We start from the raw sequence: 20,969 nt of genomic DNA on the forward strand, positions 1-20,969 counted from the left end.
CTCAGTTGTAACATTATCGTTAACATGAAGATGTTGCTAAATAGCGGCGACCGAGATCGCTAACAACTAACAATTGAGTGCAGCAATTTAATTAGGGGAAGCGAATTATGAATCGTATGAAGAACCAAGGTTTCTCTTTGGTCGAGTTGGTGATTGTTATCGTCATCTTAGGCCTATTAGCAGCAACCGCTATTCCACGTTTTCTAAACGTGACTGAGGAAGCCGAAGACGCCAGCGTTGAAGGCATGTCTGGTGGCCTGGCAACCGCAGTGAGCTTTGTACGCTCGCAGTGGGAAGTGGATGGTCGTAACAATGACAACGTTATTCTAGATGGCACTACTATCCGCTTGGACAACCGTTACGGTTTCCCAACGGGTTCAACCAATACTCTAGTAACCTCGATGAGCAATGCTACCTGCCAAGAGGTGTTCAACAACGTACTGCAAAACGCGCCGCGCAACGTAGTTCAAAACCAAGATGCTCGTGACTCTCGCATCTACATTACCGTTCAGAACAACGGTGGTGGTCAAGTGGTTGATTTGAATGGCGAATCGCGTACTGTTGACTTGTGTCGCTACCACTTGGTGAACAGCCTGGTGCTGGATCAAAGCAATGGTCGTCCAAACCCAGCGACGCCAGATACTAGTGTAGGTAAAGGTTTTACCTACAACCCTGCATCTGGCCAAGTGACTGTATTCAATAACTAATTGAAACTATCTCTCTTTTTAGCCCGGCTTGATGCCGGGCTTTTTGTTGAGTTGCGATCCATATCCGTTGTCTTGTTAGCAAGTGGTTGCTAACATTGTCCGCCAATAAAAGCCGTCGCTTTGAAAGAAGCGGCTTCGTCTAAGTATTAGCTTCAAAGGTTTTAGATGAAACAACAAAGCGGATTCACCCTAGTAGAGCTAGTGGTGGTCATTATCATACTAGGTGTGCTTGCGGTAACCGCTGCGCCAAAGTTCATCGATCTCAAAGGCGATGCTCGTAAATCGACTCTGCAAGGGGTAAAGGCTGCCACTCAGGGTGCCAACGCTTTGGTGTTTTCTAAGGCCGCGATTGCGGGCAAAGAGCGGGAGGCATCCAGTTCAATCAGCATCAACTCAGACTCGATTGCAATTCAATACGGTTATGTAGCCCCTTCGTGTACCGCGTTAACTACAGCACTAGAGATCGATATGAGTACGGATACTAACGGGACTAGTGATTGGGTATGCGATCTTATTAGTAATCAATCAGTTGCGGGAGTTGGTCCTATTATCTCTATATATCAACGTGGAAGTATTGTTGATTTAACCACGACCGACGATCAAAGTTGCCATTTGCAATATCATGGAGCCAGCGCCAATGATCGCCCGCAAATAGAATTAAAAATGGGTAAATGCTAATACCTATTTAGAGTTAATGATTGATTGAAAGCGGCTTTATAGCCGCTTTTTTTGTGCCAAATATACAAAAGTTATAATTGTGTTAAATGAGCTCTGGTGGTACGGTGCAAAAAGAGGGAAATAGAAAATAACCCTCAGTTATGAATATAAAAAAGCTTTTAGCGTGCGCTATTTGGGGAAAATGCTATGAAAAAATCTGCGGGTTTTACCTTAATCGAATTAGTCGTAGTCATTATTATTTTGGGGATTCTGGCAGTTACTGCGGCACCAAAGTTCATTAATCTTCAATCGGATGCGCGCGCTTCTACCCTGCAGGGTCTGAAAGGTGCTCTTCAAGGAGCGAATGCATTGGTGTTTTCCAAGGCTGCAATTTCTGGTGTTGAAAGTGGTGATCACAAAGACTTAGTTATTGGAGGCTCATCGGATTTAGTAGACACTCGTTTTGGCTATCTTGCGTCTGATTTCGACTCACTCAACATTGCCTTGGACATCGACCTAGCAACTAGCGGTACCGACTCAGAGTGGTTGACCACCGCAGTAGTAAATAACACTGACGCGGTGGCTACAACAGCAATTGCCATCTACCAACAAGGTTCTAATTATTCTAGTTCCGATCCAACCGTTTCCTGTCACTTACTTTATACACCAGCGACCGCTTCAGGAAATAGTCCAAGCTACCAAGTCGTTAAAGACGGTTGCTGATAAGAAACTCCTGGGAAGCCGCTTATGGGTAAGCAGTCTCAACTAGGGTTTACTCTGATAGAGCTGGTTGTGGTGATAGTAATACTTGGTGTACTTACTATTACCGCGGCCCCTAAGTTTCTTGATTTCAAAAAAGACGCGCGTGTCGCTTCACTGCAAGGCGTTATCGCAGCGCTGAAAAGCGCCAACTCCCTGATCTACGCTAAAGCAGCCATACAAGGCCAAGAATCCATTGGTCGAGCCAACCCTCGTCGCCGTCACCTAGGTTCGGTAGCGATAGATAAGTCAGGAACTGTCGTTGCGACTAATTTCGGTTATCTGAGCAACGAAGGCAATAACGACAACCGTGCCCTTCAAAACCTAGCCAAAATCCTTGAAGTGGAATCTATCATTCGGTTACGCAACAACCGCACGGTAGCTGATTCTGGATTTGGCCTAGATTCGGTGAACCGTCGCCAATTCTATCTCTATCCCGCCGGTTTCAACCGCACTCAACTTTGTCGCATTGAGTACACCTCTGCCCAAGCCGTGGGCGAGCAACCTAGATACGTCCTAGTCACCGACGACTGTTAATCCGCTTTCACAGCAAAAGTGCCATTCATCCTTTGAGATGTGTGGCAATTGTCACATCTAGGCATAAAAACTTTAAAAGATAATGCGAATGATTCCTATTGGTGCTATTCTCATTTCAGTTTCATAGGAGATTTCGTCGATGTACGTGTGTTTGTGTCAAGCAGTAACAGACAAGCAAATTAAACAAGCCGCAGAGAATGGCGCTAACCATATTCGCGATTTAAAACGCGATCTGGGTGTTGCCTCAGTATGTGGCAAGTGTGCCTGCCAGGCTCGCAAGGTCTTACAAGACACGCACGCGGAACAAGCCGCACTTTACTACGAAGTCGCCTAACCCTACATTTCGAAGCGGATGTGTTGTGACTCCGCTTCTCTGTACTACGCTTAAGTTTTACTCTGGCCGTAGGGAGTCAGCTTATGCGTATTTCTCGGGTCACTCTGGCCCAGCTCAATCAAGTTCTCACTAACGAACTTACTTCCATTAATCAGTACTTTCTGCACGCACGCATGTTTCGCAACATGGGTTTCGAAGAGCTAAACGACAAGGCTTACGACAAATCCATTTTGGACATGAAACAAGCGGACAAATTGATCGAGCGGATTCTGTTGTTGGAAGGGCTTCCTAACCTTCAACACCTTGAGAAACTCAATATTGGGGAACATCCGATTGAAATGCTCTCTTGCGATCTTTCTTTTCAGCAAGACCAGTTGCCACCGCTACGTCATGCCATTTCTGTATGTGAATCAGAAAAAGACTATGTGTCTCGAGCGATTCTCGAAGAAATACTGAAGCAAGAAGAAGACTATCTCGATTGGCTGGAAACCCAGCAGCACTTGATTGAACAAACCGGCGAGCAAAATTATCTGCAAGCCAGTATGGAGGAGAACGGCTAATGAAAGGGCATGACAGAGTCATAGAGTTATTAAACGGCGTTTTGGCCTGCGAACTGGCCGCAATGGATCAGTATTTCATTCACTCTCAAATGTACGAAGACTGGGGCCTCACTAAATTGTTTGAGCGCATCGCTCATGAGTTTGATGATGAAAAGATGCACGCTACTATGATTATTCAGCGCATCTTGTTCCTTGAAGGCGTGCCAGACATGACCACTCGAGAAGGGCTAAAAATCGGTGCAAATGTGCCCGATATGCTTCAGAACGATTTGCAGCTAGAGTATGACGTAGCGGCCAAGCTTAAAGGCGCGATATCTGAATGCGAAGAGCTAAACGACTATCACACTCGCGAAATCTTTGAGAAGCTACTGGAAGACACTGAGCAAGATCATGCCTATTGGTTAGAGCAACAGCTGAGATTGATCGACAAGATCGGCTTAGAGAATTACCAGCAAGCTCAGATGTAACAAACTACTCACACTCTCCTTGTAAACACGTGGTTGCGCTTTGGTTTCAAACATACTAAATCAGAGCGGAACTCGTGTTCTTTCACGCAATATTCACACAAAGTGTTTGTTCCTTTTTGTTGCTTTGTTATTATTTCGATGCAATTGCGCGTTCGCAGCTTGTTCGATGGAGCGACGGCTTTAGTCAGCGAGTTGCACAAAATTTTAGCTAAAAAAGAGAATTACAATAATGAAACAACAAAAAGGTTTTACCTTGATCGAGCTGGTGGTGGTAATCATCATCTTGGGTGTGTTGGCGGTTACCGCTGCACCTAAATTTATTAACTTGCAGGATGATGCGAAAGTTTCGGCGCTTTCTGGAGCAAAGGGCGCTTTACAGAGTGCGAACAATCTTGTTCATGCTAAATACCAAATCGAGAAGGCAAACGGTACCCACAACGGTACCGATGTAGATGGCATTCCCGTTTCTTCAAGCGGCTACGTTAATGTTACCAGCTCGGCTGTAGCTGCTGCTATTTCTATAGACTCCGGTGAATGGGCCGTAGCACCTGTTGATACTACAGTTGTAGTCGCCCCTAAAGGAGCAACTCCAGCGGCGAACTGTGGATTCAGCTACGCGTTGGATACTTCTGATGGAACTCCAGTATATGGTGATGTAGATATCTCGGACTGCTAATCATCTGGAATACTTAAAAAGGGCCCAACCGGGCCCTTTTTCGTTTTCGCGGTTCAAGGGAATTCAGAATCTGGAAACAGATAAGTGATTTGATCGTAAACGACTCTCAGACGTTCCGTATCATTTAGCTTTTCTAGAGCAGTTTTCTGGCTTTCTAAGTACATTCTTTTGCCTGTATCCTGAAACCTTGAATTACTCCAGCGGCAGACATTTTCTATATGCTTCCTGCCCGACTCTGTATCTGCAGGCGAATTATTTAATAGCAGTTTCCAACTGTAGTATTGATATCTGTTACTAATCGCAACTGGAACGACTATTTGTTGAAGAGCTTCGATATCTGTGTATTCGCTCTTTATAAATTTTCCGAGTTGCTGATGAGCTTGCAATCCTGAGGCTAGGAAAAACAGACTACTAGTAACAACAATGGTAGAAACCAATGACGTAGCAATAGTAAATTTGCATGAAAATGATTGGTTAGTTGACTCCGTGGTATTCGAACTAGCTACGCAAAGTAACACGCCGCTCATTAACAGGAGTAGAGCCGAGTGATAGAAAGGTAGCTCGGTGGTACAGTGCAACACAGGTGCAACGAGCATTGATGGGAAAAATAATGCCTTTTCCCGGCAGTTGGACGCTAGTCTGACTAATTGCCAACCTAGTACGCCAATTATGGTGAGCACTGGTATAAGTCCCGCTTCAGATACCCAATACAGAAGCTCATTATGCGGATGCGACATATTGTGCATCATTCGCGAAATCTCTCCCGCATGATACAGCTCGGCCTGCTTCATCACGTAAAAGTACTCAAACGAACCGTATCCCCAACCGAACCAAGGCTTTTCTTTAATCAACTCCCAGGTCACTTTCCAAATGGTCATGCGGCCAGAATCGGCAAACATCTCGCGTTCGACACGCATGACATTGGCCGTTTCCGCAGCGCCCGAAAGCAAGGGAATGATATGGGCGATAGCCAGACCGGAAGCAATACCGAGCAGCATCAGACGGTACGCTTTTATATCGGCCTTGCGCAGCAACCATGGAGCTGAAAGCACTAACACGACAAACAAGCTAAGGGTCGCAATACGAGAACTGTTGAGGACCAATACCCAGATAGCTAAGGCGTTGATGATGAATATCGCAGGCTTTTGCCACTTGGCTTTTAGCTCGCCGCTTTGAACAATTAGCGCGCTTGCCACCACAGCAAAAAGCATGAAAGTTGAAGCAACATTTCTTTGTTGAAAGACGCCAGAAGGCGGATTACCTGGCACATATCCCATCCAGTTCCCTGGCTGAAATAGGTACCATTGGCTAAGGCATACGACCGCCTGAATTCCCACACTGAACAATAACAGCCAGTAGAATTCATACCAATGGCGCTGAGTTAGGCGCATTTGAAATAGACTACAAATCAAAAGCCATCCGCCGGTTAGTCCGAGCAAACGCTGAAAAGCTAGATGGGCTCTTGGATTATCTGGTAAAAAGTAAGGCAGCCAAAGAATAGCGACTATCGCACCAGCCCAAAGCATTAGCGGATGAACGACAAGCGAACGAGTTCGACCTACTTCTAGTAGTGCTATCCCTATTAAAATACCGGCGATTCCCCAAACCACCACGTTGACAGGAAGTTCTAATCCAGCCCCGCCAAAGTTGGGCTGGAAATAGTGAGCGCCAAATAACAGAAGGAAAGCCGAGACAGCACAGAATAGTTTTTGATAGAGGCTCATGGCTGGATGCATCTAGTGATTTGGTGTTTATTCTACCTTGAAATAAAACTAGGGTCGCAATTGTCCTCAAAAATACCGATTGGCTTGCACATATGAGCGCAAAAATTTTCCGCCTATCTTCCGCGCTGTACCCTGTGTTACTAGGCTGATAACATTAGCGAATAATCAAAAAAATAATTGGATAGCAAGTTTGTTTCGGGGACAGCGCTCTCAACAACAAGCTGGCTTTACACTAGTAGAGCTAGTGACAGTGATCATCATCATTGCCATTTTGGCTGTGGTGGTATTTCCGCGTTTCATGAACACCTCGAATTTCTCCTCTTATACCCTGCGAGATGAGTTCATTTCTGAGCTTAGAAAGGCCCAACTACTGGCGCTCAACAACCAAGACCGCTGCTTTCGAGTGCAGGTCACCTCTTTGTCTTATCAGCTTCATCATATGCCTTTGGGCTGCACTGGTAGTGCCTTTCGAAGCGAGCAAGTTCAGAGCTTAGATGCCGGAGCATTTTTGCGCCTGACCGCTACTGCAAGCGACAGTTTTAACGTGGATTTCGACAATTTTGGGCGCAGCAGCTTAGGTTGCGCAGGCGATTGTATTAGCGTGATTGCTGAAGAGACCCTTTCGATTGCCATTGAGTCCGAGGGGTACATACATGCGAACTAGTACTCAGCGTGGCTTTACGTTAATGGAATTGGTGATTGGCATTCTGGTCAGCGCAATCGCTATCGTGCTATTGACGTCTGTGCTGTTTCCGCAAGCGGATAAGGCAGCGGACTCCCTGCAACGCGTTCGCTCTGCAGAGTTAGCTCACTCGATAATGAACGAAATCTGGGGCAAGCGTTATGACAATGCCTCCGGTGCCAATGGTGGGTTGCCTGCGTGCAACTCTGCCGGTGCACCAAGTTGCACTGACGAAGCCGATTTTGGGCCTGAGGCGGGTAAAAGCCGAGACGATTATGATGATGTGGATGATTACCACGGGCTAAACGCATCTAGCTTGATGCTGCAATCAAGTGCTAGCTATCAAGACGTGTATCCCAACTATGGTTTGGCGGTCTCGGTGAGCTATCTCGATGCCACCCAAGCGCAAAAGCTGGTTGAGGTGACAGTTACCACTCCTAACGGCGAGCCCATTAGTTACTCAGCGATCAGGAGTAACTACTGATGATCCGAGTTAAGCAAAGTGGATTTACCTTAGTCGAGTTAGTGACCGTCATTCTTATTCTGGGTGTGCTGGCAGTTGGTGTCAGCGGATTCGTGATTTTCGGGACTCGTATTTTTGTTGAGTCTACTACGGTCGACCAGGTACTTAGCCAAAGCCGTTTTGCGATTGAGCGCATGACTCGTGAGTTGCGCTCAGCGGTACCTAATAGCGTTCGCCAAACCAGCGGTGGTGGCTTTCAATGTTTAGAATTCGTGCCGATTAAAGCAAGCGCAAGCTATGTGGATGTGCCGGTATTCCCTGATACCGCTCGTGTGAGCGCCACAGTCTTTAACCTAAGCCCAGCAATTAGTGATGTGTCTGGTTATCAGATGTTGGTATACCCATTACAGCCATCGGAGGTGTATCAAGCGTCTAATGGTTCACTGGCTAAGATTTTCGACGTTACCCGCCTCACTGGCAATACCATAGAGTTTCACGGTTCGGTGCGCTTTAGCGAAGGTTCTGCTAGCAAGCGTTTTTATCTGGTGAATGAAGCGGTGAGTTACTGCTTTAGTATCGATGGTGGCCTATACCGATACGCCGGCTACAACTGGGCCAATGCCACTCAGCCGTTACCTGCTTTCATGGGCGATGGTGTGCTGATGGCGGAAGGCGTGATTAATGACTTGTCCCTGGACCCGCCAATTAGCTTAACGCCCGCGACCTTGGTGAATAACGCCATGATCCATATTCAGCCCGAGTTTGAAGTGGTTGGTCAGAGTTTTCGCTATCAACATCAAGTGCAGGTGGTGAATGTTCCCTAGTCATTATCGCCAAACGCAACCAATACAAAGCTATCGTCAGCAACGAGGCTCTTCACTCGTGGTCGCGATTTTCGTCATCACAGTTATGGCACTGTTAGCCAGCGCTTTGCTACGAGTGGTCGAAGACTCTAGCGAAGCGGTCACCATTGAAGTGTGGGGAACCCGAGCGTTAGCCGCAGCCAATAGCGCGGCCGATCGCGGTCTTTCGCAGTTGTTTCCTATCGCTGGTGGTGTAGCAGGCTGTGCGGTTGTAGCGCCAAGTTGGGATATTGGAACCGATACAGGGTTGGTGGGTTTTCATGGTTGCCAAGTGACGATTGGCTGTACTCAGCAAACTATCAATACGGTTAGTGAGTTTCGCATCAACGCTAATGCCGTGTGCTCGAGTGCGGATTGCAACAGTTCAGGCGGTAGCTGTATACGGGTGAGCCGACAGGTAGAAGTGGGGGCTCGAAGTGATTAAACGAGCGGTCTTATGGATTGTATTGATGCTAGTTAGTCAGCCTAGCGACGCTGATCAACTACCCTACTGCGGGCCAATATTTACCGACCCCCCAACAGGAGGTAATGGTACTAATAATCCCGGTGATCAAAATGGTCCGAAAGAGCCTCCGGATTTACCTCTTTTGGGAAACTTAGTTTGCTATGCTGGAAATGGAAATAGCCCAGATGAGTGTGAACTAAATAGCGGCGCTTTTTCTGATAGCTTTGGCAAAGGCGATTATAAGTTTGGTTCTGGCAGCTTTGGTAATGGGGACTTCATAACTACTACCGAGCGGACCTCTAGGCTTTATTTCTCTAGTGTGAGTATCGGTAACACGGCATTAAATAAGGGAGGAAAGGCTTCAGACCTATTCATATATGTGAATGGGAATATAGTCATTAATGGCAACGCGCACATCAATGCTGTTATCTACGCAACCGGCAACGTAACAATCTCGGGTCAGGTTGAGGTTGTTGGTGGTATCGGCGCGGCTGGTACTATCACTCTGAATGGCACCACTGCTAAGGCCAACCCCTTGGATCCCTCACAGATCGAAGATACTGATTTTGGTGACTATTGCATACCTGGCTCACCACCGCCGAACGGCCAACTGATTCATCATTACGAACTCGAGTACAGTGATTCACCGCTTACCTGCCAAGCCGAGCCGATCACCGTAAAAGCGTGTGCCAACGAGGCTTGCGACCAATTAATAACCGGAAACGTCACCGCGACTATGGTAAAGACTCCATTGGGTAAAGGCGGCTGGTCACCAAGTGCAAATCTGAGTTTTGCCGACGGTGTAACTACTGTGGATTTACGCCACAACGATGAAACGCCAATAAACATTAGTGTTTCAGGCTCGATTCCGTCGAATACCAATCCAACTTTGTGCTCAATCGCTGGAGGCACTCCAAGTGAGGCCAACTGTACGCTTAGCTTTGCACGGTCTGGTTTCATAATGGAGATTCCCAACACTCCAGCGAATAAGCTTGTCGAGAATGTTTTGCTCAAAGCCGTGAAGGAAGGGGAGCCTGGAAGGGCCTGTGTACCTTTGTTCTCAGGTACGAAAGAATCGATAAATTTTCAAAGTTCACACTTAACGGCGTTGCCGGACGGAATAATTTCGCACGCTGACGTGAGTGTTAACGACAAGCCAATAAACCAAAGTGGCGAAGCACCAACCCCAATAGAAGTCAGTTTTGACGCCAATGGCGAGGCTTTTATAAAAGTCCATTATGCGGACGCTGGTAAAGTAGCAGTGAAAGCTGAATACGCGGGGCGAGACGGAACCGAACAAGAAGGTTTAGTCATTAGTAAAACTTCCACCTTCGTAAGCTACCCAGCGGGTTTTTGTGTCGACGCCAGTGCACAGTGTGAGGCGGGTGACGCTAGTTGCCCTGTTTTCAAAAAAGCAGGCGAGACATTTGAGCTGTCCATCAAAGCCATGGCTTGGGACAGTGGAGCTGGCACCAATTTATGCGACAACCCAGTGACGCCAAGTTATGAGCATGCCGGTATAGACCTTTCCCCTGTATTGCGAGCGCCAAGTGGCGGGGTTTTAGCTGATTTGGGCGTTGTGCGCTATGACCATAAATCCGATGCGAACGCCGAAACTAAGGTAAACCAATCTGTCAGCGAAGTCGGCGTATTTGAAATCACCGCAAAAGCCCCTGCGACTTACCTAGGGGCCAATGTTGATATTCAAGGTACCAGCAAACCTATCGGGCGCTTTGTCCCAGCCCAATTTAGCGTCTCCGGCACCAGTGTGATGCCAGCCTGCGTTGCGGGTGACTTTAGCTACATGGACGAGCCGTTTACTTTGAACATGACGGTCGACGCGCAGAATGTCGCGGGTGGACGAACCCTGAATTACTTTGGCGATTTTGCCAAAGGCAGCGGCAATTGGGTGGCGGTGAACAATCGCGACGGCGATAGTTTGTCTTCCCGTATGTCAGCGCAAACCCCTTTAACTTGGGCAACTGGCCGAGCTCAGGTCACGCAGAAACCGCAATTTAGCAGACCAGCAGCTCCGCTGGCAGACGGGCCTTACGAGCAGCTTGAGGTTGGTACTCAGATTGTCGATAACGATGGTAATCACGCCACTCTGGCCAGCCCAGATATGGCGGACTCAGTTGTTGGAGATTGCGCCACATCTACCCCCAACGAATGCGATGCTAAGCGCTTAGGCATGACTCACCTGCGCCAAGGACGATTGGTGCTCACCAACACCTACGGGCCGGAAGACGTTGAATTAAGAATGCCTGTGGTTGCTGAGTATTGGGTAGACAATCGATGGCAAACCAACACCTTAGACGGTTGTAGCCTGATTACCCGCCCTAATTTGGGCAAATCCTCCAGTGATAGCGCAACCGGTTATCGCTATGCGCCAGAATTGGCCACAGATGAGAGCGTCACCCGTGGCAATAGCGGTGGCGCTATTCTCTCCGGTCAGTCCGAACTAATTTGGACCGGTGCTGGTGGTTATCGCGGACAGGTAACCGCACCGCTCGAACTATCTGATACGCCTTGGTTGCGCTGGTATTGGAATTGGAACGACAGCTCGGCTCCCACCTTACAAAATCCAAGGGCAAGCGCTTACTTTGGTACCTACCGAGGTAACGATAGAGTCATCTTTTGGCGTGAAGTCAATTAGTTCGGTTCAGCGTCAAAATTTTGCGAGCTTTGCGGCACTTTTTTGACTGAATGGGTGTCAAATTTGAAAAATCGGACTCGAGGCTAATTTGTTGCTATCGATCGCCCCGAAACCCTTGTGGAAAGCGAGCTCCATTGTTAAAGTGAGCTGTTTTCCGAGTTTTGACAAGTTTATAAAAACAGGCCTGTTTCATGTTAAAAAAGCTGCGCGGCGTATTTTCTAACGATTTATCAATCGATTTAGGCACCGCGAACACACTGATTTATGTTCGCGAAGAAGGGATTGTATTGGATGAGCCATCAGTGGTTGCCATTCGAGGTGATCGCAACGGTTCACAAAAGTCTGTAGCAGCGGTTGGTGCCGCGGCGAAGCAGATGTTGGGTCGTACCCCTGGTAATATTCAAGCCATTCGTCCGATGAAAGACGGCGTAATTGCCGACTTTTACGTGACCGAGAAAATGCTGCAGCACTTTATCAAGCAGGTTCACAGCAACAACTTCTTCCTGCCAAGCCCTCGCGTGCTGGTTTGTGTACCGGTTGGTGCCACTCAGGTAGAACGCCGTGCCATCAAAGAATCGGCCCTTGGCGCAGGTGCCCGCGAAGTTTATCTAATCGAAGAACCTATGGCTGCGGCCATTGGTGCAGACCTGCCTGTGTCGGCCCCAACCGGTTCTATGGTGGTTGATATCGGTGGTGGTACTACCGAAGTTGCAATCATCTCGCTTAACGGTGTGGTTTACTCTTCAAGCGTACGCATCGGTGGTGACAAGTTTGATGACGCGATTATCAACTACGTTCGCCGCAACTATGGCTCGCTAATCGGCGAAGCCACCGCTGAGCGCATCAAAACTCAAATCGGTACTGCCTACCCAGGCGAAGAAGTCACCGAAATCGAAGTTCGCGGTCGCAACCTAGCCGAGGGTGTGCCACGCAGCTTCACCCTAAACAGCAACGAAATTCTGGAAGCCCTGCAAGAGCCACTATCAGGCATTGTAAGCGCAGTCATGGTTGCACTTGAGCAATCGCCACCAGAATTGGCATCGGACATTTCTGAGCACGGCATGGTACTGACCGGCGGTGGTGCACTGCTAAAAGACCTAGACCGCCTGCTGATGCAAGAAACCGGTATTCCTGTGATGATTGCTGAAGATCCACTGACCTGTGTAGCTCGCGGTGGTGGTAAAGCGCTGGAAATGATCGACATGCACGGCGGCGATCTGTTCTCCGAAGAAATCTAGTCACTAATAACAGGGCGGCGCAGGCCGCCCTTTGCAATAAATGAATCCAATATTTGGCCGCGGTGTATCGATCCAGTTTCGCTTGACCATTGCGATTGTGTTATCGCTGGTTTTGCTGTTCGCCAAAGAAAGCATCGAGCCTGCCCGTCAATCTCTGTCTTCTCTTTTATCTCCATTGCAACTGATAGCCAACGTTCCCGGCGATATGCTCGACTGGGCCAACGAGAGCTTTGCCAGTCGCAATGAGTTGAAGCGCCAGAATCGCGAGATGCTCAAGCAACAGTTGTTGATGAGTGAGCGCTTACAACGCTTTGAGCAGCTCAATCAAGAGAATAATCGTTTGCGCGCATTGCTTGGCTCACCCATGCATCAAGATGCCCAGAAGATGGTAGCCGAGGTGATGGCCGTTGAGTCCGACCCCTATCATCACTACGTTACTTTGGGTGCCGGTAGCAAAGACGGAGTGTTTGTCGGACAGCCAGTGATTGATGACAAAGCCATCATTGGTCAGATCACTCAAGTGTCGTATATGAGCTCGCAAGTGCTGCTAATTAGCGATGCGACTCATGCCATCCCAGTGCGCGTGGCTCGCAACGATGTGCGCGCTGTGGTTCAAGGGGTGGGCAATCTCGACGAGCTTGAGATTCGTCATCTGCCAACCAGCACAGACATTAAAGCGGGAGACCTGCTGGTTTCCTCGGGCTTAGGCGGGCGTTTTCCTGAAGGTTATCCGGTGGCTCGAGTAGACTCTGTGGAGCGCGGTGACGGACGTCGCTACGCGAAGATTCGAGTTCGGCCACTGGCGAGCTTAGACCGGATTCGATACTTGCTACTTCTTTGGCCCGAGGGTGAGCGCCCTGGGCTAGACGCAGAGGAGGCTTCTTAATGGCACTGCAAGCCGCCAATGGGCGCGCCGTAGTTTGGGCCACGCTATTCCTCGCGTTGCTTCTGCAAATCATGCCTTTGCCAGAAGTGGTTTCGGCGGCCAGACCCGATTGGCTGTTCATCGCCTTGGCCTACTGGACCATGGCTTTGCCGCATCGCTACAGCATTCTCACCGCTTGGTTGATGGGGTTACTGCTCGACATTCTCTTGGGTGCCACCATGGGCGTGCGCGCGCTAGCACTGGCGCTGGTGATTTATGTGGTGGCGCTGCACTTCCAGCGCTTGCGAAACTTCCCGGTATGGCAACAGGCTATCTTGCTGGCTGTGCTCAGTGGTGTATACCACTTGGTTATTTTCTGGATTCAGTTCGTAACCAGTAAATCCCTATTCGACCCAATTATTTTGCTTCCCGTGGTATCCAACCTGATCATCTGGTCTTGGGCATACTGGCTGTTGCGCCGAATTCGCCGAGACTTCAAGGTACGTTAAATGAGCAAATCACTACCACTGGTACTGGCTTCTGCATCCCCGCGCAGAAAGCAGTTGCTGTGCCAGCTTGGCTACCAGTTTACTCAACTGAGCGCCGATATCGACGAACAACCCAAACCTGGCGAGCCAGCCTGCGACCTAGTTGAGCGTCTGGCTCGCGAAAAAGCGCTGGCCGGGGCTCACTTGTGCGAGAGGGAATCGCTGGTGTTGGGATCTGATACCATAGTGGTGCTAGAGGATAGAGTGCTGGGTAAGCCCAAAGACAAGGCCGACTGTGTCGCCACTCTACGCGCCTTATCTGGCCGTGAGCATAGGGTTTTGACCGCTGTTGCTGTAACAAATGGCAACCAAATTCAATCGCTTGTGGTGACAACTAAAGTACGTTTTTGCGGTCTTACTGATGAAGACATCGCTCAATATTGGGCGACGGGAGAGCCGGCCGACAAGGCGGGCAGTTACGGTATCCAAGGACTTGGGGGTAATTTTGTAGAAGCCATCAACGGCAGCTATTCAGCTGTGGTGGGTTTACCCTTAGTAGAAACACGACAGCTGATCGCATCAGCGATGGAATGGGGTCAATGAACGAATACGCAGACGGCCGCCTTGGCGCGGAGCTCTTGATTAACGTTACCCCTACTGAATCTCGTGTCGCTTTGGTAGAAAACGGCATACTGCAAGAAATCCACATTGAACGTCGCATGAAGCGCGGCTTGGTGGGTAATATCTACAAGGGTAAGGTCACTCGGGTACTGCCAGGTATGCAGGCGGCCTTTGTGGATATTGGTTTAGAGAAAGCCGCTTTCCTACACGCCTCCGATATCGTCAATCACAACGAATGCGTTGCCGATGACGACAAGCAAAAACTGCAGGCCAACAACATTGGTCGCCTTGTCCATCAAGGGCAAGAGTTGGTGGTGCAAGTGGTTAAAGATCCTCTGGGCACCAAAGGCGCGCGCCTGACTACCGACATCACCCTGCCGTCTCGCTATCTAGTGTTTATGCCTGGCGCCTCCCATGTGGGTGTGTCTCAACGCATCGAATCGGAAGCCGAGCGCGAGCGCTTGCGCAAGCTCACCGAACCCTTCGTCGATGAAAATGGTGGCTTTATCATTCGCACTGCCGCCGAAGGCGTGGGCGAGGACGAGCTGGTCCAAGATGCGGTGTACCTGCGTCAGGTGTGGCAAAAGGTGCTTGAGCGCAAACGCCGCAAAGGGGTCAAAGACCTGTATCGAGATATGATTTTGCCGGTGCGAATAGTGCGAGATTTTGTCGGTACCAAGCTTGACCGAGTCATGGTGGATTCCCGCGAAACCATTGAAGAGCTGGCGCTGTTTTGTCGGGAGTTCATGCCAGAACTGAACGACAAGCTTCAGCTGTATCGCGGTCCCAATCCTTTGTTCGACCAGTACGACGTTGAGAACGAGATCCAACGAGCGTTGGAAAAGCGCGTCGACCTTAAGTCAGGCGGCTACATGATTGTCGACCAAACCGAGGCCATGACCACCATCGACCTCAACACTGGGGCGTTTGTCGGCAGTCGCAATCTCGAAGAGACCATTTTTAATCTCAACCTCGAAGCGACCCAAGCCATTGCCCGACAACTGCGACTGCGCAATCTTGGTGGGATCATCATTATCGACTTCATCGATATGGTGAATGAGAACCACAAGAATCGAGTGTTAACCGCGCTTGAGCAAGCGCTGAGTCGCGATCGGGTCAAAACCAACATCAGTGGTTTCTCTTCGCTTGGCTTGGTGGAGATGACCCGCAAGCGCACCCGTGAAAGCTTGGAGCACATTTTGTGTTCCGATTGCCCTTGTTGCCAAGGTCGGGGCACCTTGAAAACCGTTGAAACGGTGAGCTTTGAAATTTTGCGCGAAATCATTCGAGTGGATCGCACCTACGACGCCGACGAGTTTGTGGTGTATTGCGCACCTGCTGTGCACGAGTCGTTGAGCACTCAAGACAATGAGCTACTGGCTGAGCTTGAGGTGTATTTGGGCAAGAAAATTCACTTGCGCAACGAGCAGCAATACAACCAAGAAAAGTTTGACGTGGTGATGATGTAAATGAAAGGCAGCTGGCTGAACACACTGTACAGACGATGCGGCGCCACCCTTGCGGTGGTGCTGGTGTTGTTTGCGCTGGCTGTCAGCTTAGTGCGTGGACTACTTCCTCAACTCGACCAACTTCGAGCCAACGTTGAAGAGTACGTTGATGAGCAATACCAAGTGGATATTCGCTTAGGGCGTATTGAAGCGGCTTGGGCGGCGTATGGCCCCGAACTTACCTTAAACGATGTCGAAGTACCTAAGCAGCCCGGCGTGCCGGTGTCTTTGAGCGCGGAGAAAATGCGCTTTAAGTTGGACTTCTGGCAGACCTTGCTAAAGGCTTCTCCGCAAATCGAAGAGGTGGCCTTTGATGGTGTGGATGTCGTGTTGGACCTAGGTGCGATGCGCTCCCCTGAGACCTCAGGTAACAGCGACTGGTTGTACGAGCTGTTATTGGAGCGATTGGAGCGTTATTCGATCACGCGTGCTCAGGTCACCTTGCTTCATCCCAATTGGCAAAGTGAGCCCATTTATCTCAACGAGTTTCGTTTCGTCAACCAAGGACAGCATCACCGTGGTAGCGGCTATTTAGCCCTAGACGCCACTGACCAATACGACGAACAGCTCGAGCTTAGTGTGCAATTGCGCGGTAGTGGCTATCAGCCGGACAAGCTCAAAGGACAGTTTTATGTGGCCGCCGATAACCTAGATTTAGGTGGCTGGCACCCAGGACAATTACAAAAGCAACTGCAGCTTAGTGGCGTTCTCAACTTTGAGCTGTGGTCGCGATTTGCCAATCGACAATTCCAGACTGCGATGCTGGAGTTCACTCCCTCAGAGCTGGCATGGAACGTCGGTGACTCGCCACAACACTTCGAATTGAACTCTGGAGTGTTGCAATGGCTGCCTCGTGACGACGGCTGGCAGGTCACCAGTCGCGACTTTGAAATGAGCTCGAATGGTGAAGCCTGGCAAAACTTCGGAGTGTTTTTACACACCGACTTTAACGGCGTCCAAATATATGTAGACGAGCTAGAACTGTCCCAATTGCAGCCATTCATTGCGCTAACGCCAAGCGTCAAGTTAGACAATATTAAGCAGTGGCAAGACCTGAATTTGACCGGGCTGGTAAAAGGCTTAAAGCTACAACACAGCGCCAAAGGCTGGTCCTTTGGCGCCAAGGCCGAAGGCCTGAGTTGGAATCAAAGTGATAGCATTCCCGGCGTAGATGGTTTGGCTGTTGAACTGGCTGGGCGACCGACACAAATTGCCGCTCACCTACCCAAGCAGCTGGTGAATTTCGCCATGGATTCCCAGTTTAGCGATCCGCTAAAGCTCAACATTGACCCAAGTTGGCTGGTGTATCACGCCCAAGGCGAAAGCGCTTCGCAAATATTAATTCCCAAAATCAAATTAGACACCGGCAATTTGGGGCTGGATGGCCGTGCTGCCATCGCAATTGCTGAAGGTGAGTCGCCGGTACTGAGTTTACTGGCGGGCGCAGAAATTCGCGACGTATCCGAGATTGGCCGATTGTTCCCGCGCGGCGCCATGGGCGAAGACCTATCTGAATACCTTGAAGAGGCGCTAGAAAAAGGCAATGTGCGCGATGCTAAGGTGGTGTGGCAAGGGCCGCTGAATCGCTTCCCTTACGATGAAAACGACGGTTCTTTCCAAGCAGAGTTTGTGCTGGATAAGGGCCGCTTTAAATTCCAGCCCGACTGGCCAGCGGTGACCGATTTAACTTTAGACGCCTTGTTTGAGGACGCTCGCATGGACCTTTGGGTTCAGAAGGGCAAACTCAAATCCGTTAATGCTAAAGGCGCCTACGTTGGTATTCCAAGATTACAACCCAAATCCCGTCTCAAGGTCGAAGCGGATCTGAGCGCACCGGGCTGGCAGGTCACCGAAGTGATGACCGAATCAGCCTTAGCTGACTCGGTGGGCGCCACCTTGGAAATCGTGGAGATCCAAGGCGATTTGTCCGCCAATTTGGATTTAGACATCGCGCTTTATCCTAACGGTAATACCCTGGCCCAGGGGGTAGTGAGCTTGGATAAAATCCCGTTATACGTTCATACGCCGGGTATTCAACTGACCGAAATGTCGGGGCAGGTGAGCTTTGCCAATGACAAGGTGGAAGCCAAGACCTTGCAAGGCAAGCTTTATGGCCAGCCGGTTAACTTAGACGTTGTTAGCGAGTCGATGAATCAGGGCTATGGCGTTGGTATCGACTTATCGGGGTTGTGGGCTCTGGAGGAGTTGCCAAGCGAGCTGGACAATCCGCTGCGCGATTATTACGACGGCCTGTTGGACTGGCGCGGCAAGCTCAAAATGGTGTTTGACGACGGCGGTTTTCGAATACAGGCGCAAGTGCGCAGCGATCTTGAGCAAGTGTCGTTAGCGCTGCCGGGCAAGTTAGCTAAAACCCCCGAGCAAAAGCGCCCGATGCGCGCAGAGCTTGTCGGAGATAACAAACAGTTATTCCTTGGAGTTAAGTACGATAAACAGGCGGAGTTTTGGGCAGGTTTCGACTCGGAAACCGGTGCCAAGATTGCTCACTACGACACCATGATTGGTCGACTGTTTAAGCCAGGCGACAAGGTCCGTCGCGATCAGGGCAGTATTTCGCTCAATCTGGAGCAAGCCAACTTTGACGACTGGCTACCAATTATTCAAAGCTTTATTGATTCGCGCACTGAATATGGCCAAGAGTCGCTCGAGCAAGGCCAAGTGGCACTCGAACAAGCGTCAGCCGAGCGCACCAACATTTTCCCCCAATTGGCGCGAGTCGAAGGCAAGTTTGAGCAGTTTGAGTTGTGGGGGGTTCCGTTCACCGACCTCAATTTGATGGCCGAGCCCAATCGCGAGTTTTGGCAAGTACTGGCGCGCTCGCCAGAAGTGGATGCTGGGTTGACCTTTTATCCCAACTGGTCGACTCAAGGGCTAAAGCTGGTGGCTTCGCGTTTGTATCTAACCCCATCCGACGAGGACTCGAGTCAGCCTAGCGAAGTGGACTCGCAAACCTTAGCCGCCAACTTGCCACCGCTGGCCATCGACATCGACGATTTTCAGTTGGGTGGATTTAAGCTGGGACACTTGGTGTTACAAGGCAGTCCTGGTGATAAAGGCTATCAAATTCAGACCCTTCAGCTAGACGACGAGTTCAGCGAGTTACGCGGTAAAGGCTGGTGGTATCACGTCGACAATGACATCACTGAAATCGAGTTCAGCGTCAATTCAAAGCGCTTTGACAAGCTGACAGACGCGTTAGATTTTGACCCTGGTGTAAAAGAATCGCCACTCAAAACCCAAGCAAAACTGCAATGGAACGGCGGACCATTCAACCCGGATATTGCCTCTCTGTCTGGCGACCTCAATTTTGAATTAGGCAAAGGTCACCTGACTCAGGTGAGTGACAAGGGGGCACGGATCTTCTCCTTGTTTAGCCTAGATTCGCTGGTGAGAAAACTGTCCCTCGACTTTAGTGACGTGTTTGGCAAGGGCTTCTACTACAACAAGTTCAGTGGTGATCTCACCTTCGCAAATGGAGTGGTCGACACTCAAAACTCGGTAATGGATGGCGGTGCCGGCGTACTCAAAGTGAAAGGCTACACTAACCTGGTTAACGAGAAAATCGACTATGATGTTCGCTTCTCGCCGCACATTACTTCCAGTGTACCGACCGTGGTATTGCTAACCACCAATGCCTGGAACCTAGGGATTGGCGCATTTGCGATTAGTAAAGTATTGGAGCCGGTGATCGAGGTTATCTCGGAAATTCGCTTTACACTAACCGGTACCATTAGCGAACCTTTGGTCAACGAAACTGGGCGTGAAAGTAAAGAAATCGAAGTGCCGCAGGAGCTGTTGCCAGAGGCGGCCGGTGGCACTGAGGCGGGAGCCCCCACCTCGGCGACAGACAAGGAGAGCCAGAATGCAAGTCCACCTTCTGCAGATGCAATCGAGCCAGCATCTGAGCCAAAACCTCAAAACCCTGTCGCAGGCGCTAGCGAAAAAGGCTGACCAATTCGCCACTGATGGCCCACATTTGGTGCTTTTGCCAGAAGCTGCTTGGGTATTTGCCAAGCACCAAGGACAAAATCGCGAGTTGGCTGATGCTCATCAGTCGATAGCAAGGCAAGCTTCTGATTGGGCAAAGCAATATCAAATCACCTTAGTTGCTGGCACGCTACCAGTGCACTCGCCAGACGGCCGCCTTTACAGCCGAGTCATTGTGTTCAATGAGGACGGCGAGTGTGCGGGGCACTACGACAAAATGCATCTGTTTGACGTCGACATTGCCGATGGCAGTGGCCGCTACGCAGAAAGCGATAGCTATTGTCCTGGTGAAGCGCCAGCGCAGATTGATTGGCATGGGGTCAAAGTCGGCTTGACGGTTTGTTACGATTTGCGCTTTCCAGAGTTGTTTCAATGGTACAAGGCGCAAGGCGCGCAGTTAATCTTGGTGCCGGCAGCCTTTACCGCCAAAACTGGCAAGGCCCATTGGCAAACCCTATTACAGGCCAGAGCCATAGAAAATCAGTGCTTTATTGCCGCTGCAGGGCAGTGGGGTGAGCACGACAATGGCCGCGCCACATGGGGCCAAAGCATTGTTATTGACCCTTGGGGAGAGCCAATTGAGCAGCTTGCCCAGGGCACAGGATGGGTCTCTAGTGAAATCCGAGTTAGCCAAATATTCGAAATAGAGCGTATGATGCCTGTACAGAGTCACAAACGCTTTTGCTTGGCGCGTCCTAAAAACTGACCGCTCAA

The 20,969-nt window shown here is 49.8% G+C and carries 21 protein-coding genes; 20 read left to right on the forward strand and 1 reads right to left on the reverse strand.

From position 1 onward, the window contains the following. The first annotated feature begins 107 nt into the window (after positions 1–107). From CLC93_RS04570 to CLC93_RS17895, 8 genes are all read left to right on the forward strand, one after another. Complete coding sequence (locus CLC93_RS04570; protein ID WP_095504768.1) at positions 108–707, forward strand: type II secretion system protein; 600 nt, start codon at positions 108–110, stop codon at positions 705–707. A 165-nt stretch (positions 708–872) separates the two neighbouring features. Further along, on the forward strand, positions 873–1,385 hold the full coding sequence (locus CLC93_RS17885; protein ID WP_095504769.1) for a type II secretion system protein: 513 nt from the start codon (positions 873–875) through the stop codon (positions 1,383–1,385). 186 nt (positions 1,386–1,571) lie between these two features. Further along, entirely contained in the window at positions 1,572–2,087 is a 516-nt protein-coding gene (locus CLC93_RS04580) for a type II secretion system protein (RefSeq protein ID WP_095504770.1), read from the forward strand. 24 nt (positions 2,088–2,111) lie between these two features. Beyond that, positions 2,112–2,660 (forward strand): prepilin-type N-terminal cleavage/methylation domain-containing protein, encoded by a 549-nt coding sequence (locus CLC93_RS17890; RefSeq protein WP_095504771.1) that lies wholly within the window; start codon positions 2,112–2,114, stop codon positions 2,658–2,660. A gap of 139 nt (positions 2,661–2,799) precedes the next feature. Then, positions 2,800–2,994, forward strand: coding sequence for a bacterioferritin-associated ferredoxin (locus CLC93_RS04590; RefSeq protein WP_095504772.1), 195 nt, complete (start codon positions 2,800–2,802; stop codon positions 2,992–2,994). Between the two features lie 83 nt (positions 2,995–3,077). Further along, a complete protein-coding gene (bfr, locus tag CLC93_RS04595) occupies positions 3,078–3,554 on the forward strand; it encodes a bacterioferritin (protein WP_095504773.1) in 477 nt (158 codons plus the stop codon). Then, entirely contained in the window at positions 3,554–4,021 is a 468-nt protein-coding gene (bfr, locus tag CLC93_RS04600; RefSeq protein ID WP_095504774.1) for a bacterioferritin, read from the forward strand. Before bfr (CLC93_RS04595) ends, bfr (CLC93_RS04600) begins: the two co-directional genes overlap by 1 nt. 229 nt (positions 4,022–4,250) lie before the next feature. Beyond that, the gene (locus CLC93_RS17895) at positions 4,251–4,697 is read left to right on the forward strand and encodes a type IV pilin protein (RefSeq protein WP_095504775.1); all 447 of its coding nucleotides are present in this window, start codon (positions 4,251–4,253) and stop codon (positions 4,695–4,697) included. A 53-nt stretch (positions 4,698–4,750) separates the two neighbouring features. Here the strand turns inward: CLC93_RS17895 and CLC93_RS04610 are convergent, their stop codons facing one another. Further along, entirely contained in the window at positions 4,751–6,421 is a 1,671-nt protein-coding gene (locus CLC93_RS04610) for an O-antigen ligase family protein (RefSeq protein WP_169902814.1), read from the reverse strand. 190 nt (positions 6,422–6,611) lie between these two features. Here CLC93_RS04610 and CLC93_RS04615 point away from each other — a divergent pair, with 190 nt between their 5' ends. The 12 genes from CLC93_RS04615 (at position 6,612) to CLC93_RS04670 (ending at position 20,961) form a co-directional block, all read left to right on the forward strand. After that, entirely contained in the window at positions 6,612–7,085 is a 474-nt protein-coding gene (locus CLC93_RS04615; RefSeq protein ID WP_095504777.1) for a prepilin-type N-terminal cleavage/methylation domain-containing protein, read from the forward strand. Beyond that, positions 7,075–7,587 (forward strand): type IV pilus modification PilV family protein, encoded by a 513-nt coding sequence (locus tag CLC93_RS04620; RefSeq protein ID WP_095504778.1) that lies wholly within the window; start codon positions 7,075–7,077, stop codon positions 7,585–7,587. The genes CLC93_RS04615 and CLC93_RS04620 overlap by 11 nt, the downstream gene beginning before the upstream one ends. Continuing rightward, positions 7,587–8,390, forward strand: coding sequence for a PilW family protein (locus CLC93_RS04625; RefSeq protein WP_095504779.1), 804 nt, complete (start codon positions 7,587–7,589; stop codon positions 8,388–8,390). The genes CLC93_RS04620 and CLC93_RS04625 overlap by 1 nt, the downstream gene beginning before the upstream one ends. Continuing rightward, positions 8,380–8,853, forward strand: coding sequence for an MSHA biogenesis protein MshP (locus CLC93_RS04630; protein WP_095504780.1), 474 nt, complete (start codon positions 8,380–8,382; stop codon positions 8,851–8,853). The genes CLC93_RS04625 and CLC93_RS04630 overlap by 11 nt, the downstream gene beginning before the upstream one ends. 400 nt (positions 8,854–9,253) lie before the next feature. After that, on the forward strand, positions 9,254–11,530 hold the full coding sequence (locus CLC93_RS04635; RefSeq protein ID WP_095504781.1) for a DUF6701 domain-containing protein: 2,277 nt from the start codon (positions 9,254–9,256) through the stop codon (positions 11,528–11,530). Positions 11,531–11,721: 191 nt separating this feature from the next. After that, positions 11,722–12,768 (forward strand): rod shape-determining protein, encoded by a 1,047-nt coding sequence (locus CLC93_RS04640; protein WP_095504782.1) that lies wholly within the window; start codon positions 11,722–11,724, stop codon positions 12,766–12,768. Between the two features lie 40 nt (positions 12,769–12,808). Further along, complete coding sequence (gene mreC, locus CLC93_RS04645; protein ID WP_095504783.1) at positions 12,809–13,654, forward strand: rod shape-determining protein MreC; 846 nt, start codon at positions 12,809–12,811, stop codon at positions 13,652–13,654. Further along, positions 13,654–14,142 (forward strand): rod shape-determining protein MreD, encoded by a 489-nt coding sequence (gene mreD / locus CLC93_RS04650; protein ID WP_095504784.1) that lies wholly within the window; start codon positions 13,654–13,656, stop codon positions 14,140–14,142. The genes mreC and mreD overlap by 1 nt, the downstream gene beginning before the upstream one ends. Next, a complete protein-coding gene (locus CLC93_RS04655) occupies positions 14,143–14,724 on the forward strand; it encodes a Maf family protein (RefSeq protein WP_095504785.1) in 582 nt (193 codons plus the stop codon). Beyond that, positions 14,721–16,211, forward strand: coding sequence for a ribonuclease G (gene rng, locus CLC93_RS04660; RefSeq protein WP_095504786.1), 1,491 nt, complete (start codon positions 14,721–14,723; stop codon positions 16,209–16,211). The genes CLC93_RS04655 and rng overlap by 4 nt, the downstream gene beginning before the upstream one ends. Continuing rightward, positions 16,212–20,219 (forward strand): YhdP family protein, encoded by a 4,008-nt coding sequence (locus CLC93_RS04665; protein WP_095504787.1) that lies wholly within the window; start codon positions 16,212–16,214, stop codon positions 20,217–20,219. It begins immediately after the preceding gene. Beyond that, complete coding sequence (locus CLC93_RS04670) at positions 20,131–20,961, forward strand: carbon-nitrogen hydrolase family protein (protein ID WP_095504788.1); 831 nt, start codon at positions 20,131–20,133, stop codon at positions 20,959–20,961. Before CLC93_RS04665 ends, CLC93_RS04670 begins: the two co-directional genes overlap by 89 nt. Positions 20,962–20,969: the final 8 nt, after the last annotated feature.

Origin of the sequence: Paraferrimonas sedimenticola (assembly GCF_002282855.1) — a bacterium.
Lineage (GTDB): Bacteria > Pseudomonadota > Gammaproteobacteria > Enterobacterales > Shewanellaceae > Paraferrimonas > Paraferrimonas sedimenticola.

Bases quoted from the DNA above. Each gene is read 5' to 3' on its own strand.
- CLC93_RS04625 (WP_095504779.1), top strand. From the start codon at position 7,587: ATGATCCGAGTTAAGCAAAGTGGATTTACCTTAGTCGAGTTAGTGACC.
- CLC93_RS17885 (WP_095504769.1), top strand. From the start codon at position 873: ATGAAACAACAAAGCGGATTCACCCTAGTAGAGCTAGTGGTGGTCATT.
- CLC93_RS04665 (WP_095504787.1), top strand. From the start codon at position 16,212: ATGAAAGGCAGCTGGCTGAACACACTGTACAGACGATGCGGCGCCACC.
- CLC93_RS04590 (WP_095504772.1), top strand. From the start codon at position 2,800: ATGTACGTGTGTTTGTGTCAAGCAGTAACAGACAAGCAAATTAAACAA.
- CLC93_RS04630 (WP_095504780.1), top strand. From the start codon at position 8,380: ATGTTCCCTAGTCATTATCGCCAAACGCAACCAATACAAAGCTATCGT.
- CLC93_RS04580 (WP_095504770.1), top strand. From the start codon at position 1,572: ATGAAAAAATCTGCGGGTTTTACCTTAATCGAATTAGTCGTAGTCATT.
- CLC93_RS04670 (WP_095504788.1), top strand. From the start codon at position 20,131: ATGCAAGTCCACCTTCTGCAGATGCAATCGAGCCAGCATCTGAGCCAA.
- CLC93_RS17890 (WP_095504771.1), top strand. From the start codon at position 2,112: ATGGGTAAGCAGTCTCAACTAGGGTTTACTCTGATAGAGCTGGTTGTG.
- bfr (WP_095504774.1), top strand. From the start codon at position 3,554: ATGAAAGGGCATGACAGAGTCATAGAGTTATTAAACGGCGTTTTGGCC.
- CLC93_RS17895 (WP_095504775.1), top strand. From the start codon at position 4,251: ATGAAACAACAAAAAGGTTTTACCTTGATCGAGCTGGTGGTGGTAATC.
- CLC93_RS04620 (WP_095504778.1), top strand. From the start codon at position 7,075: ATGCGAACTAGTACTCAGCGTGGCTTTACGTTAATGGAATTGGTGATT.
- bfr (WP_095504773.1), top strand. From the start codon at position 3,078: ATGCGTATTTCTCGGGTCACTCTGGCCCAGCTCAATCAAGTTCTCACT.
- mreC (WP_095504783.1), top strand. From the start codon at position 12,809: ATGAATCCAATATTTGGCCGCGGTGTATCGATCCAGTTTCGCTTGACC.
- rng (WP_095504786.1), top strand. From the start codon at position 14,721: ATGAACGAATACGCAGACGGCCGCCTTGGCGCGGAGCTCTTGATTAAC.
- CLC93_RS04570 (WP_095504768.1), top strand. From the start codon at position 108: ATGAATCGTATGAAGAACCAAGGTTTCTCTTTGGTCGAGTTGGTGATT.
- CLC93_RS04655 (WP_095504785.1), top strand. From the start codon at position 14,143: ATGAGCAAATCACTACCACTGGTACTGGCTTCTGCATCCCCGCGCAGA.
- CLC93_RS04640 (WP_095504782.1), top strand. From the start codon at position 11,722: ATGTTAAAAAAGCTGCGCGGCGTATTTTCTAACGATTTATCAATCGAT.
- mreD (WP_095504784.1), top strand. From the start codon at position 13,654: ATGGCACTGCAAGCCGCCAATGGGCGCGCCGTAGTTTGGGCCACGCTA.
- CLC93_RS04610 (WP_169902814.1), bottom strand. From the start codon at position 6,421: ATGAGCCTCTATCAAAAACTATTCTGTGCTGTCTCGGCTTTCCTTCTG.